Genomic DNA, 13,001 nt, shown 5'->3' with positions numbered 1-13,001 from the left:
CACTCGTGCAATCCCGCTGCAAGACCGAGGCGCCGGTCTACCGGCCGATGGGCGCCGGCCGCATGGTGCGCTGCCATTTCCCGCTGCAGACCGGCGGGCAAGAACGGGAAGCCGTCTCACGCGCTTCCGCAAACCAAAGGGGAAACTGAGATGACGAAATGGACCATGGACAGACGTGCATTCCTGAAAGCCGCCGGCGTGCTGGGCGCCGGCCTGGCGATGAAACCGGGCTTTGCCTGGTCGGCGGCAGGCGACACGCTGCGCATCCGCATGGAAGGTGACCTGCAGACGCTTGATCCCGCCTTCATGATCGGCGGCATCGAAGATGTCATGATGCGCGGCATCTATGTGTCGCTGAACCGCCTCGGCGACCTCAGGCAAGGTTCGCCATGGTCGCTCTGGGGCGCGGAGAAACTCGAGCTGAAGGATCCGAAAACCATCGCCTTCACCCTGATCGATGGGCTGAAATGGTCGAACGGTCTTGGCCCGGTCACCGCCGAAGACGTGAAATTCTCCTACGAGCGCATAGCCGATCCGAAGCTGTCGTCGCCCTGGGCCTATCAGTTCGAAAAGCTGGATCGTGTCGAGGTCGTCGACGCCAGGTCCGGCGTCATCCACCTCAAGGATCCGTACCAGCCGATCTTCGTCACCAGCCTGCCTTACTATGGCGGCCACATCATCAGCCGCGCCGGCACAGAGAAGGCCGGCGGCAAATTCACCACTGAGCCGCCTGCGACCTGCGGCCCCTATCTCTTCTCGGACTGGCAGCAAAAGCAGAAGGTTACGCTGACCGCCAACCCGGACTGGCCTGGGCCGAAGCCGGATTTCGGCAAGGTCGAGATCTATGTCGTCGCCGACGATCAGGCGGCGCAACTGGCCTACGAGGCCGATGCCTTCGACTACACCAAGATCGCCATTTCGGCGACCAAGGCCGTCAAGGCGAAGCCGCCCGCCAACACCAACCTGATCGAGGCGCAGTCGACCCGCTATGTCTGGCTGACGATCAACATGCTGAGCCCGCGCCTCAAGGATCTGAAGGTCCGCCAGGCGGTGCAGTACGGCGTCGATGTCGGGCAGATCCTGACCGGCGTCTATGACGACCTCACCAAGCGCTCCACCGGCGTCGTCCAGCCCGGCACGAAATTCGCGCGCCCGAGCAATCTGATCGCGGCGCCCGATTATGAGAAGTCCGCCGCGCTGCTTGCCGAGGCAGGCGTCAGCGATTTGTCGTTGACGTTGACGGTGATGAACGACTCCATCCGCACCGCGACCGCGCAGATCATCCAGGCTAGCCTCGAGCAGGCCGGCATCAAGGTCGAGATCCAGCCCTACGACGAAGCCGCCTTCTGGGGCGTCGGCGACAAGACCCAAGGCGACGGCTACAAGAACATTGATCTGGCGCTGATGGATTTCGCCGGCGGCGTCGATCCGTCCGAGAACCTGGTCTGGTTCCGCCCCGACCAGATCGGCGCCTACAACTGGTCCGGCTTCGACAGTCCCGAATTCGAGACCAGCTATCAGCAACTGGTTGCCGAAAGCGACGAGGCCAAGCGCGTCGCCTTGTCCAACCGCATGGAGGATCTGATGGAGCAGTCGGGCGGGTTCGTCTTCATCTGTCACCAGCCGCTGGTCGCCATTCATAAGACCGCGTTCGAACCCGTCATCTACCCGGACGGTCACCCCAATCCTGTGCTGTTCAAGAAGACGGCGTGATCGCTTGATGGACAGGACGGGCGCAATCGATTAGCTGGGTTGCATGACGCAAGCCCAACCGGAAGCTGCAAAAAGGAAGCGCGGCGCGAAGAAGGCGCCGCGCTTCAGCCGCGAGCAGGCCGATGTGCGCCGCTCCATGCTGATCGAGGCGGCGACGCGGTGCCTGTCCGTCGGTGGCATCGGCGCCTTCACCATAGATCGCATCTGCAAGGAGGCCGGCGTCTCGCGCGGCCTCATCAACCATCACTTCGAAAGCCTCGATGGGCTGCTGGTTGAGGTCTACAAGTCCTCGCTTTACGCAAGCGTCAACAATCAGATCGACGAAGCCAAGCGCCGCCGCGCCGAGGCGTCCGGCTGGCCTCCCGAGGCCGCGCTGGCCGCCCTGGTGCGGTCCAATTTCGCCCCGGAATATTTCAGCCGCGAGAACCTGCTGATCTGGCTGTCCTTGTGGGGTGAGATCGCCGTCAACCCGCGGCTCAAGGCGGCGCATCGCGAACTCTACGACGCCTACCGCGCGGAACTTGCCGAGGACATCGCGGCGGTTGCCGTCGAGCGCGGAAGGCAGGTCGACGCTCCCGCGCTGGCGCGCAATTTCATCGCGCTGGTCGACGGGCTCTGGCTCGAATGGTGTCTCGACGAAAGCGTGGTGACGCCGCAGGCGGCCGAGGCCGCCGGCTTCGAGATGCTCGAGGCGCAGGTCGGGCCTTTGCGGAACGCCTGACTCAGTTCAACGGCGAGCCGCCCTCGCGCTTGCGGCGCTCCATATAGTCGCGCAGCGCCTCGTCGATGCCGGGATCGATCGGTGGCTGCTCATATTCGGCGACCATGCGTTTCCAGATCGCGTTGGCCCGTTCACGCGCGGTGATCTGGCCGCGTTCCACCCAGGTATCGTAGTTGTCCCAGTTGGACACCAGCGGCGAATAGAAGGCGCGCTCGTAGCGCTGCATGGTATGCGCGGCGCCGAAGAAATGCCCGGCCGGGCCGACCTCGCGCACCGCGTCCAGCGCCAGCGTGTCGATGTCGACCACCGGCGGATCGAAATAGGCCGACATCATCTGCAGCATCTCGGCATCGATCACCAGCTTCTCGAACGATGCGGTCAGCCCGCCGCCGAGCCAGCCGGCCGCGTGCAGCACCAGATTGGCGCCGCCCATCAGGCAGCCCCACAAGGACATCGCGCTCTCATAGGCGGCCTGCGCGTCGACCGCATTGGCGGCGGTGACGTTGCTGGAGCGGAACGGCACGCCGATCAGCCGGCAAAGCTGTCCCGTGATCTGCGCGGCCTGGGTGTATTCCGGCGTGCCGAAGGCCGGCGCTCCGGTCTTCATGTCGACATTGGAGGTGAAGCCGCCATACATCACCGGCACCCCGGGTCGAACGATCTGCGTCAGCACGATGCCGGCCAGCGCCTCGGCATGCTGCTGCGACAGCGCGCCGGCAAGCGTCACCGGGCTCATCGCTCCGGCCAGCGTGAACGGCGTGATGACGTTGACCTGGCCGTGCTCGGCCAGCGCGATCAGCCCCTCGGCCATCGGCTCGTCGAGCTGCAGCGGTGAATTGGTGTTGATGATGCCGGTGAACACCGGCATCTCCCGCGCCAGGTTCTCGCGCGTCGTGCCGAGCGAGATCGCCACCATTTCCAGCGCGTCGATGGCGCGGCCGTGACCAAGCGCCTGCGGCTGCCAGTTCTTGTCGAGCAAGGTGATCTCGGCATAGTAGAGGTCGAGATGGCGGGTGTTCTGATGCAGGTCGAGCGGCTCGAACGGCCCGCCGCCTTCCTGGTGCAGCACGTTGAACGACTGGATGAGCTTCAGGTAGTCGCACATCTCGGCATAGGTGCCGGGGCGGCGGCCGCGGTCATTGTCCATGACATAGGCCGGCCCGCCGACCGACGACAGGATGCAATGCCGCCCGCCGACCTTGACGTTCTTCTGAGGGTTACGGGCGCGCAGCTCGAATGACGACGGCGCCATGGCGACGCGCTCCATGACCATGGCGCGGTCGAAGCGCACGCGCATCTCGCCTTCGTCGACGGCGCAGCCTCCGGCACGATAGAGCTGGCGCGCCCGTGGCTGCAGCACGCGCATGCCGATCTCCTCCAGGATGGTGAGGCCCATTTCGTGGATCGCCTGCACCTGGTCGGCCGACAGGACCTCGATCGGCGCGTAGGGCCGCGTCAGCTGCTTCCAGGGTCGCTGCGCGATGCCGCCGACCTCGCGCTGCGGACGACCGGGCCTGCGACGTGCGGCGATACGCTCCATGGCTCCCTGGATCTCCTTGTTTGACGCAATTCCGAACGGAACCCGTTCACACCTTTCCTGGAATTGCTCTATTCGGCTGCCGTCCGCATCTCGAAATCCGCCGCCGCATCGACGACCGGCGTGTCGCGGCGGTAAGGCCGCCAGCGAAGCTTTTCGCCGATTTCGCGCGCCAGCTTGTGGCCGCTATGCACCGCATGGGCAATGGCGCCGGGCGCCAGCGTGTCGCCGATGCGATCGACGCCCCGGATGCCCGCCGCCGCTAGCATGTCCGCCTTTTCTGTCAGCGCTTCGAACAACTCGTTTCGCGGCAACCGCAATCCGACGACCAGCACCGAGCGGCAGGCCATGCGGGTCTCCTCGCCAGTGAACAGATGCGCCAGCGTCGCCGTCTCGCCGTCGAAGGATTTCAGCAGATGCAGCGTTCTCACCGGCACGTTGCGGCGCGCCAGCGTCCGATGCACCAGCGGCAGCTCGTTGGTCATGATCGTCCATGCCGACGCATGGCCGGCCGGTGTCGCATAGCTGACCGGGATGCCTTGGGCGGCCAGATGCTCGGTGAGGACGCCGCCCATGTAGTAGTTGTCGAAATCGAAGACCAGCGCCGGCCCTTGAGGGAGCTTGCCTGCGGCGATGTCGTCGGGTGTGAGCACATCCGCATGGTCGAGCCGGCCGACCGGGATCTCCAGCGAGGAATAGAGCATATTCGTCCAGCGCGCGCCGGTCGCCAGCACCACGCGTTCCGGCGCCAGGTCGACGATCTCGTCGGCGCCGAGCGCGCTCTCGGGATAGAGCGAGACATTGCTCATCTCGCCGATGCGGCCGAGGCGGTACTCGACGACACGATTCCAGGCCGACAACCCTGGCAGTGTCTTCTCGAAGGTCAGCCGCCCGCCGAAGCCGCGGCTGGCGTCGGCAAGCATCACCTCGTGGCCGCGGCGGCCGAGCGTCATGGCGCATTCGAGCCCGGCCGGTCCGCCGCCGACAATGAGGATGCGTTCGGGCCTGTCGGCGCGCCCGGCGCGCTCGGGATGCCAGCCGCGCCGCCATTCCTCGCCGGCGGTCGGGTTCTGGGTGCAACGCACCGGCACGCCGTCATGCCAGCTCGAAATGCAGATGTTGCAGCCGATGCATTCGCGGATCTCGGCCTCGCGGCCCTCGCGGATTTTGGCCGGCAGGAAGGGGTCGGCGATCGACGGCCGCGCGCCGCCGACGAGGTCGAGCACGCCGCGCCGGATCTGCGACACCATCGTGTCCGGCGAGGTGAAGCGCCCGACGCCGACGACCGGCTTCTTCGTCAGCGACTTGACGAAATCGATCACCGGCTCGTGGCTGCCTTCGCCGGTGAAGCGCGACGCCGAGCAATCCGTGGGGCTTGAGTCCATCTTGACGTCGAAGAGGTCGGGCAGGTCGGCCAGCAGTTCGATCAACTCATGGGCTTCCGAGGGCTGGTTGCGCCCGGGTCGGCCGCGCAGTTCCTCGAGGCTGACACGGAGCGCGACTCCGCAATCCTTGCCCACCGCATCCTTCGTCACCTCGATCATCTCGCGCACGAAGCGGACACGGTTCCCGATCGAGCCGCCATATTCGTCGGCGCGATGATTGTATTCCGGCAGCAGGAACTCGTAGCCGAGATAGCCCATCCCGGCATAGACATAGACGATATCGAAGCCGGCCGTGCGCGCCTTGCGCGCCGCTTCGGCCTGGCATCTCAGCACCTCGCGGATATCGGCCTTGTCCATCGTCTTCGGTTTCAGATTGCCCATGAAACCGACATGCGTGGCCATCCACGGAATACCGGATGGCGACAGCGGCGGCAGGCGGCTTGTCCGGTTCATCACCGAAGCGCCGCCATGCCACAGCTCGACGCCGGCAAGAGATCCATGGCGGTGCACGGCTTCCGTCATCAGCGCGTGAGCGCGGATGTCGTTCTCGTCCCACAGCGTCGCGAAAGGCAGCGGCGCATCGTCCGAAGTCGGATCGATCGAGCAAGCCCCCGTGCAGATCACGCCCCATCCGCCTTCGGCCTTGGCTTCGCGGAACGCCGCGCGAACGCGCGGCAGCGCGTTGGTCATCCCGCTGGCATGCGGCACCTGATAGAAGCGGTTCGGCGCGGTGACGGGCCCTATTCCTACCGGCTCGAACAGGATTTCGTAACGGGGGTTGCACGGCATCGCGGCGTCTCGAATGCACTGTTGAACGATCGTTCAATAACGTAGTCGAGATCGTTCTGGAACGCAATGGTCAAAGCGAGCCCGTTGCCGCGAGCTCGCGCAGCGGGCTTTCGATAACGAAAATCGGCCGGCTTTGTTGGACCCGGCTAACCCGCCGGGCGGAACGGCTTTGCCAACGAGGCGGGGAAGTGCAGGGCAAGCATCTGGCGGTTGCGCGAGATCAGCACCAACACCACGATCGTCGCCAGATAGGGCAGCGCCGACAGCAGCTCCGAGGGAACCTGAAGGCCCAGCGCCTGTCCCTGCAATTGCAGGATCGTCATGCCGCCGAACAGCCAGGCGCCGAGCAGGACGCGCAACGGCCGCCAGGTGGCGAACACCACCAGCGCCAGCGCGATCCAACCTTTGCCCGCGGTCATGTTCTCGACCCAGAGCGGCGTGTAGGCGACCGACAGATAGGCGCCGGCAAGGCCGGCCATAAGGCCGCCGAAGAGCACCGCCATGTAGCGGATCCGGATCACAGGATAGCCGATGGCATGCGAGGTCTGCGGCGATTCCCCGATCGTGCGCAGGATGAGGCCCGCCTTGGTGCGATAAAGGAACCAGCTGATCGCTACGAACATCAAGAGCGCCAGATAGACCAGCGGATCGAAGCGGAAGATGAGCGGGCCGAGCACCGGCAGGTCGGAGAGGACCGGAATGCGGACGCCGTGCAGCGCTTCGATCGGCTCGCTGCCGAAGCCGCGCCCGAGGAAGGCGGAAACGCCTGAACCGAAGATCGCCAGCGCCAGGCCGGCGGCATACTGGTTGGTGAGGAAGGTGAGAGCCAGCACGCCGAACAGTAAGGAGGCGGCGGCGCCGGCCAACGCTCCGGCGAGGATCGCGACCGGCATCGAATAGCCGGCGGTGACCGCCCAGAAGGCAAGGGCGGCACCCATCAGCATCATGCCTTCGATGCCGAGATTGAGCACGCCGGATTTCTCGACCACCAGCTCGCCGAGCGCCGCGAAGATCAGCGGCGTGGCGGCGATGATGGTGCCGGTGAAGATGGCGATGAACAGTTCCATCGATTGTCTCCCGCTACGGTGCCGCCTCGAGCGCATGCGCGTCCTTGACCGGCCGCACCAGGCGAATGCGATAGAAGATGAAGAAGTCGGCGGCGAGCAGGAAGAACAGCAGGATGCCCTGGAAGATGCGCGTCAGCGCCGAGGGCAGCGCGAGTGTCATCTGCACGCCCTCGCCGCCGAGGAAAAGCAGCGACATCAGCAGCCCGCCAAGCACGATGCCGAAGGCGTTCAGCCGTCCGATGAAGGCAACGATGATGGCGGCAAATCCGTAGCCGGGAGAAATCTGCGGCGAGAGCTGGCCGAGCGGTCCGGCCGCTTCCGCCATGCCGGCGATCCCCGCAGCGGCCCCGCCGGCCAGCAGCCCGATCCAGACGGCGGCCGACTCGCGAAAACCGGCATAGCGGGCGGCGAGCGGTGCGGCGCCGCTCACCGACATCTTGTAGCCGAGGAAGCTGCGGTCCGTGAACAGCCACATCAAAAGCACGGCGACCACGGTGATGAAGATCGAGGAATTCAGCCGGTAGGCGGGGTCGAAGGATTGGAACATCGCCGCCGCCGGCAGCAACGCCGTCTGCGGATAGTTGAAGCCGGCCGGATCGCGCCACGGTCCATGCACGAGATAGGACAGGAACAGCGTCGCGATATAGGTCATCATCAGCGTGACCAGGATCTCGTTGGTGTTCATGCGCGAGCGCAGGAAGGCGGGGATCGCCGCCCAGGCCATGCCGGCGGCCATCCCGGCCAGGAACATCAGCGGCAGGAGCAACGCGCTCTCCGGGTTCGGCCAGAACAGGCCGACGCCGCTGGCGGCAATCGCGCCCATGGTGAACTGGCCCTCGGCGCCGATGTTCCAGACATTGGCGCGGAAGCCGATCGCCAGCCCGCAGGCGATGAGGATCAGCGGCGAGGCTTTCAGCAACCATTCCGACAGGCCGTTCATCGAGCTCAGCGGCTCGATGAAGAAGGCGTAGAGCGTTGCCAGCGGATCATGGCCGAGCGAAGCGAAGAAGAGCGAGCCCACGATCAGCGTCAGCATGCAAGCCAGCACCGGCGCCGCGATACGCATCACGGCCGAAGGCTCCGGCCGTTGTTCAATCCTGAAGTGCAACGCTGCTGCCCCCCGTCTGGTCCTTACCCATCGTCCGGCCGGTCATCAAGAGTCCGATCTCCTCGCGGTCCGTGCTTGTGCGGACCAGCGGCGGCGACACGCGACCCTTGCAGATCACCAGCAGCCGGTCGCAGATCTCGAACAGCTCGTCGAGCTCTTCCGAGACGACGAACACCGCCGTGCCGGCGCGGCTGAGATCGACGATGGTCTGGCGGATGAACGCGCTCGCCCCGACATCGACGCCCCAGGTCGGCTGCGAGACGAGAAGCAGCTTCGGCGCCAGCGCGATCTCGCGCCCGACGATGAATTTCTGCAGATTGCCACCCGACAGGCTCTGCGCCGTGGCATCCGGGCCGTTGGCCTTGACCTTGAACCGGTCGATGATGCCGGTGGCGAAGGCGGAGGCCTTGCGACGGTCGACGAGGCCCTTGCGGACCGTGCCGAAGCGATGGGCCGTCAGCACCGCGTTTTCCCACAGCGTGTGCGACGGCACCGCGCCTCGCCCGAGCCGCTCCTCCGGAACGAAGGCGAGGCCGAGCTTGCGACGCTCGTCGGGCCGCAAGGCGGCTGCCGCCGTTCCATTGATTTTGATCGCGTCGCCTTGTGCGTGCCGGCGCTCGCCGCTGAGCAGCGCGATGAGCTCGGCCTGGCCGTTGCCGGAGACGCCTGCAAGGCCGACGATCTCGCCGCCATGGACGTTGAACGAGACATCCTCCAGGTCGACGCCGAAATGGTCGCGCGCCTTGGCGGACAGGTTCCTGACTTCGAGCACAGGCTTCTCGCTCGGCGCTGCCGGGCTGACATGCATTTCCGGCAGCTTGGAGCCCACCATCATGCGGGCGAGCTCGAGCGAGGTGGTTTCCTTCGGCCGCGCCGTGCCGGTGACCTTGCCGTTGCGCAGCACGGTGGCGGTGTCGCAGAGCTCCTGCACCTCGTCGAGCTTGTGGCTGATATAGACGATCGAGCAGCCTTCGGCGGCCAGTTGGCGAAGGGTGTCGAACAGCTTGACCACGGCCTGCGGCGTCAGCACCGAGGTCGGCTCGTCGAGGATCAGGAGCTTTGGCGCCTGCAAGAGGCAGCGCACGATCTCGACGCGCTGGCGCTCGCCGACCGAAAGGTCATGCACCTGGCGGTGCGGGTCGATCGGCATGCCATAGCGCAGCGAAAGTTCGCGGATCTTTTCGGCCAGCGAAGGCAAATTGAAGGCGCTGCTTGCCGAAAGCGCGATGTTCTCGACCACCGAAACAGATTCGAACAGCGCGAAATGCTGGTAGACCATCTCGATGCCGAGCGCGCGCGACATTGCCGGATTGTGCGCGGCGATCAGATTGCCGTCACAATAGATTTCGCCGGAATCGGCCTGCGCCGCGCCGTAGATGATCTTCATCAGGGTCGACTTGCCGGCGCCGTTCTCGCCAAGGACGGCATGGATCTCGCCGGTCTGGATCGTCAGCGAGACGTCGTCATTGGCGATGACGCCTGGATAGCGCTTGGAGATGTTGCGCAATTCTAGTCGCGGATGCATGGCGGGTCCTGCCGGGCGTGACGCGGGGTTGGACGGGAACCGGCGGGGAAACACCGAAGATGGCCTCGGCGTTTCCCCGCTTCTTCGCGGTTGATCAGCTCAGCTTGCCGATCATTCCCTTGACGAACCAGTTCATGCCGCGAATGCCGTCGTCGGGAAGCACCGATCCGGCCGCGACCTTGACATTGCCGTCCTGGTCCTTCAGCTCGCCGGCATAGGGATGCACCTTGCCGCTGCCGATATCGGCCTCGAGCTGCTTCAGCTTGGCCTTGGCGTCGGCCGGGATGCCGTCATTGTAGGGCGCCATCTTGACCACGCCCGCGGCCAGCCCGTCCCAGCGCACTTCCGGCTTCCAGGTTCCGGCCGCGACGGCCTTGGCGGCACCGACATAGTCGCTGGTCCAGTCGAGCACGAAGGAGGTCAGCTGCTTGCCGGAGGCGAATTTCGACATGTCGCTGGCGTAGCCGATCGACCAGGCGCCGCCTTCGCCGGCGACCTGCACGCCGGTCGCCGTATCCGTCATCGAGCAGATCACGTCGCAGCCTTGCGAAAGCAGCGTCTTGGCGGCTTCCTTCTCCTTGCCCGGATCGAACCAGGAATTGAGGAAGATGGCGTTGCAGGTGGCGTTCGGATTGACGCTCTGCGCGCCGAGCAGCAGCGCGTTGGCAGGGCCGACGATGTCGGGGATCGGGAAGCCGCCGATGAAGCCGATCTTGCCCGACTTCGACATATGGCCGCCGGCCGCGCCGGCGACGAAAGTGCCTTCATAGTACTTCGCTTCGAAGGTGCCGAGATTGGCGAGATGGACGATGCCCGAGCAATGCTCGAACGCGATCTTGGGGAAGCGCGGCGCCACCTTCTGCATGGGCGTGCCGTGCGAGAAGCTGGTGCCGAAGATCAACTGATTGCCGGCGCTGGCGAGCTCGCGGAAAACGCGCTCGGCATCCTGCGGCATGAAGATGTTGTCGATGACGGTGAGCTTTGCCTTGTCGCCGAACGCGGATTTGATCGCCTCGACGCCGAGGCTGTGCTGCTTGGTCCAGCCGATCTCGGCGATCGGCGAGACATAGACGACGCCGACCTTGAGCATGTCGTCGGCCCTGGCGATGGTGCTCAGTCCTCCGGTGCCCAGTGCCGCGCCGAGCGCGCCGCTATATTTCAGGAATCCACGTCTTGTCAGGTCGTTCATGCTGGTAGCCCTCTGTTGGTTTTTTTGGCCGATGTCCGGCTTTTCGGTGCCGGATCTTGCTTGGGGAGATGGACATGCACATGCGCCGTGCCATCGCCATTCCCGGATGATTTTGCCGGTTTTCGTGGCGCGATCGGCGCCGCGCCGTCGGCCTTGCCGTCGAGATAGGGCGCCAGCGCCTCGGCCGGCGTCATTTCCGCGTAGACTTCGCGATCCATGATGTAGCCGCGCACCACCGCGCGGTGATGCGTGTCGATGAGGTCCATGGCCTGTTTCAGCCGGCCCTTTTCGAGAAGGTCGACGACGCGCGAATGGTCGTCGAGCAGATTGCAATAGTCGAAATCGGCGGTAATCAGCGAGCGCAGCAGCGTGGTGCGGCGCACGAGCTGCGCATGGATTTCCTGCATCACCTTGTTGCGGCTCAAGCGCACGAAGACGGTATGGAACTCCTGGCCGAGCACGTCGGCCAGCGCGTCGTTGCCTGAGGCGACGGCCTGGCGCTGGCGTTCGACATGCTGGCGCAGCTCCGCCCATCCGGCGGGGCCGAGGCGATCGCTGAGCTGCGCGGCGACGCCCTGTTCGACGAGCGTCAGCGCGTCGTAGATCTCCATCGCCTCCTGCATGCTCGGCTTGGCGACGAAGGCACCGCGATTGCGCTCGATCTGCGCCAGCCCGTCATCGGCGAGCCGTATCAGCGCCTGGCGCACGACGATGCGGCTGACGTCGAAAATCTCGGAAAGCTCGCGCTCGCCGAGCTTGCAGCCGGGCACCAGCCGATGGTCGATGATCGCGCGCGTCAGGATATCCGCTATCGTCTGGGAACGGCTGCTCAAGGCGGGGTTCTCCGCGGATTTGAGGGCATGATCAGCAGGCTTTCCGTAGCGAAGACATGCGCCGTCAGGACACGGCATATCCCAGATTCAGAACTTCATACACGGGAAGTCAATCATTGAAACCTGTCAACACAAAAATGAGTTTTGGCTGACAAAAAATCGTTGATTGATATCCAATCTTGTGTTTTCGTTTTGTCGAAACGCCGGGCTAGGTTCATGGTGAAGGGCTAGCCGAGTTGAGAGGGGTGCCGATGGCTACCCACTGCGTCGACCGCGAGCTTCTGAACGACTGGCACATCGTCGCCGACCGGGAATCGCTCTCCCGGGATAAGCCGTTTCCAACACGCCTGCTCGGCGTCGACCTGATCGTCCGCGAGCGTGCGGGGAGATTCGAGGTCATTCGCGACGATACAGGCGTAGCGCTGAAATCGGCCGAGCGCTACGGCTTCATCTGGACCTGCCTCGGAACGCCGCGGCGCGATATCGTCTTCATTCCCGAGGCAAACGAAGCGGACCGTCATCTCGTCAGCGGCGGGTCCATCGCGGTCAAGGTTTCCGGCTTGCGAGCCGTCGAGAATTTCCTCGACATGGGGCACTTCCCTTTCGTCCACACCGGCTGGCTGGGCGAGGAGCCGCACACCGAGGTGGCGCCCTACAATGTCGAGATCACCGCCGAGGACGAGGTGCTGGCGACGGAGTGCAAATTCTACCAGCCGGTCGCCTCGCCCACCGCCAGGGAGGGCTTCGTCGTCGATTACATCTACAAGGTGATCCGGCCCTACACGGTGGCGCTCTACAAGAGCAATCCGATCCAGAAGCACCGGCTCGACGTCATCACGCTCTTCGTGCAGCCCGTCGATGAAGAGAACTGCATCGCGCATCCCTATCTCTGCTACCTCAAGGATGGCATGGAGGCGGCGACGGTGCGCAGCTTCATGCAATTGATCTTCGCGCAGGACAAGCCGATCCTGGAGAACCAGGTCCCGAAGCGACTGCCGCTCGATCCGCGTGCCGAAACGCCGATTCGCGCCGATGCCGTCTCGGTCTCCTACCGGCGCTGGCTGCGCGACCGCGCCGTCACCTACGGCGCCATACCGGCGCGGGTTTGATCACGATGTCCGCGGCATGCAGAGG

10 protein-coding genes are annotated in these 13,001 nt (G+C 64.9%); 3 read left to right on the top strand and 7 right to left on the bottom strand.

What is annotated here, in order from left to right:
• Positions 1-165: 165 nt before the first annotated feature.
• Both EOD07_RS06425 and EOD07_RS06420 read left to right on the top strand, forming a co-directional pair.
• Positions 166-1,713: an ABC transporter substrate-binding protein gene (locus EOD07_RS06425; protein ID WP_245469904.1), complete on the top strand. Its 1,548-nt coding sequence runs from the start codon at positions 166-168 to the stop codon at positions 1,711-1,713.
• Between the two features lie 43 nt (positions 1,714-1,756).
• The gene (locus EOD07_RS06420; RefSeq protein WP_127234415.1) at positions 1,757-2,434 is read left to right on the top strand and encodes a TetR family transcriptional regulator C-terminal domain-containing protein; all 678 of its coding nucleotides are present in this window, start codon (positions 1,757-1,759) and stop codon (positions 2,432-2,434) included.
• Position 2,435: 1 nt separating this feature from the next.
• On the opposite strand, the gene EOD07_RS06415 is transcribed toward EOD07_RS06420, so the two are convergent.
• The 7 genes from EOD07_RS06415 to EOD07_RS06385 form a co-directional block, all read right to left on the bottom strand.
• Entirely contained in the window at positions 2,436-3,974 is a 1,539-nt protein-coding gene (locus EOD07_RS06415) for a trimethylamine methyltransferase family protein (RefSeq protein WP_127234414.1), read from the bottom strand.
• A 68-nt stretch (positions 3,975-4,042) separates the two neighbouring features.
• Complete coding sequence (locus EOD07_RS06410; RefSeq protein ID WP_127234413.1) at positions 4,043-6,145, bottom strand: FAD-dependent oxidoreductase; 2,103 nt, start codon at positions 6,143-6,145, stop codon at positions 4,043-4,045.
• A 146-nt stretch (positions 6,146-6,291) separates the two neighbouring features.
• Positions 6,292-7,212: an ABC transporter permease gene (locus tag EOD07_RS06405; protein ID WP_127234412.1), complete on the bottom strand. Its 921-nt coding sequence runs from the start codon at positions 7,210-7,212 to the stop codon at positions 6,292-6,294.
• A gap of 13 nt (positions 7,213-7,225) precedes the next feature.
• Positions 7,226-8,320, bottom strand: a complete 1,095-nt coding sequence (locus EOD07_RS06400; RefSeq protein WP_127234411.1) for an ABC transporter permease — start codon at positions 8,318-8,320, stop codon at positions 7,226-7,228.
• Positions 8,304-9,845, bottom strand: a complete 1,542-nt coding sequence (locus EOD07_RS06395; RefSeq protein ID WP_127234410.1) for an ABC transporter ATP-binding protein — start codon at positions 9,843-9,845, stop codon at positions 8,304-8,306. The genes EOD07_RS06400 and EOD07_RS06395 overlap by 17 nt, the downstream gene beginning before the upstream one ends.
• Positions 9,846-9,939: 94 nt before the next feature.
• Positions 9,940-11,034, bottom strand: a complete 1,095-nt coding sequence (locus tag EOD07_RS06390; protein WP_127234409.1) for a BMP family ABC transporter substrate-binding protein — start codon at positions 11,032-11,034, stop codon at positions 9,940-9,942.
• Positions 11,031-11,867 (bottom strand): GntR family transcriptional regulator, encoded by an 837-nt coding sequence (locus EOD07_RS06385; protein ID WP_040985697.1) that lies wholly within the window; start codon positions 11,865-11,867, stop codon positions 11,031-11,033. The genes EOD07_RS06390 and EOD07_RS06385 overlap by 4 nt, the downstream gene beginning before the upstream one ends.
• A 251-nt stretch (positions 11,868-12,118) precedes the next feature.
• Here EOD07_RS06385 and EOD07_RS06380 point away from each other — a divergent pair, with 251 nt between their 5' ends.
• Positions 12,119-12,976 carry an aromatic ring-hydroxylating dioxygenase subunit alpha gene (locus EOD07_RS06380; protein ID WP_127234408.1) on the top strand — a complete coding sequence of 286 codons (858 nt, stop codon included), beginning with the start codon at positions 12,119-12,121 and terminating at the stop codon, positions 12,974-12,976.
• Positions 12,977-13,001: the final 25 nt, after the last annotated feature.

Source organism: Mesorhizobium sp. M2C.T.Ca.TU.002.02.1.1 (assembly GCF_003997225.1).
This window is presented reverse-complemented; position numbering and strand designations above follow the sequence as displayed.

Excerpts from the sequence above, each read along its gene's own strand:
- EOD07_RS06425 (WP_245469904.1), top strand. The coding sequence starts at position 166 with ATGGACAGACGTGCATTCCTGAAAGCCGCCGGCGTGCTGGGCGCCGGC.
- EOD07_RS06420 (WP_127234415.1), top strand. The coding sequence starts at position 1,757 with ATGACGCAAGCCCAACCGGAAGCTGCAAAAAGGAAGCGCGGCGCGAAG.
- EOD07_RS06415 (WP_127234414.1), bottom strand. The coding sequence starts at position 3,974 with ATGGAGCGTATCGCCGCACGTCGCAGGCCCGGTCGTCCGCAGCGCGAG.
- EOD07_RS06410 (WP_127234413.1), bottom strand. The coding sequence starts at position 6,145 with ATGCCGTGCAACCCCCGTTACGAAATCCTGTTCGAGCCGGTAGGAATA.
- EOD07_RS06405 (WP_127234412.1), bottom strand. The coding sequence starts at position 7,212 with ATGGAACTGTTCATCGCCATCTTCACCGGCACCATCATCGCCGCCACG.
- EOD07_RS06395 (WP_127234410.1), bottom strand. The coding sequence starts at position 9,845 with ATGCATCCGCGACTAGAATTGCGCAACATCTCCAAGCGCTATCCAGGC.
- EOD07_RS06390 (WP_127234409.1), bottom strand. The coding sequence starts at position 11,034 with ATGAACGACCTGACAAGACGTGGATTCCTGAAATATAGCGGCGCGCTC.
- EOD07_RS06380 (WP_127234408.1), top strand. The coding sequence starts at position 12,119 with ATGGCTACCCACTGCGTCGACCGCGAGCTTCTGAACGACTGGCACATC.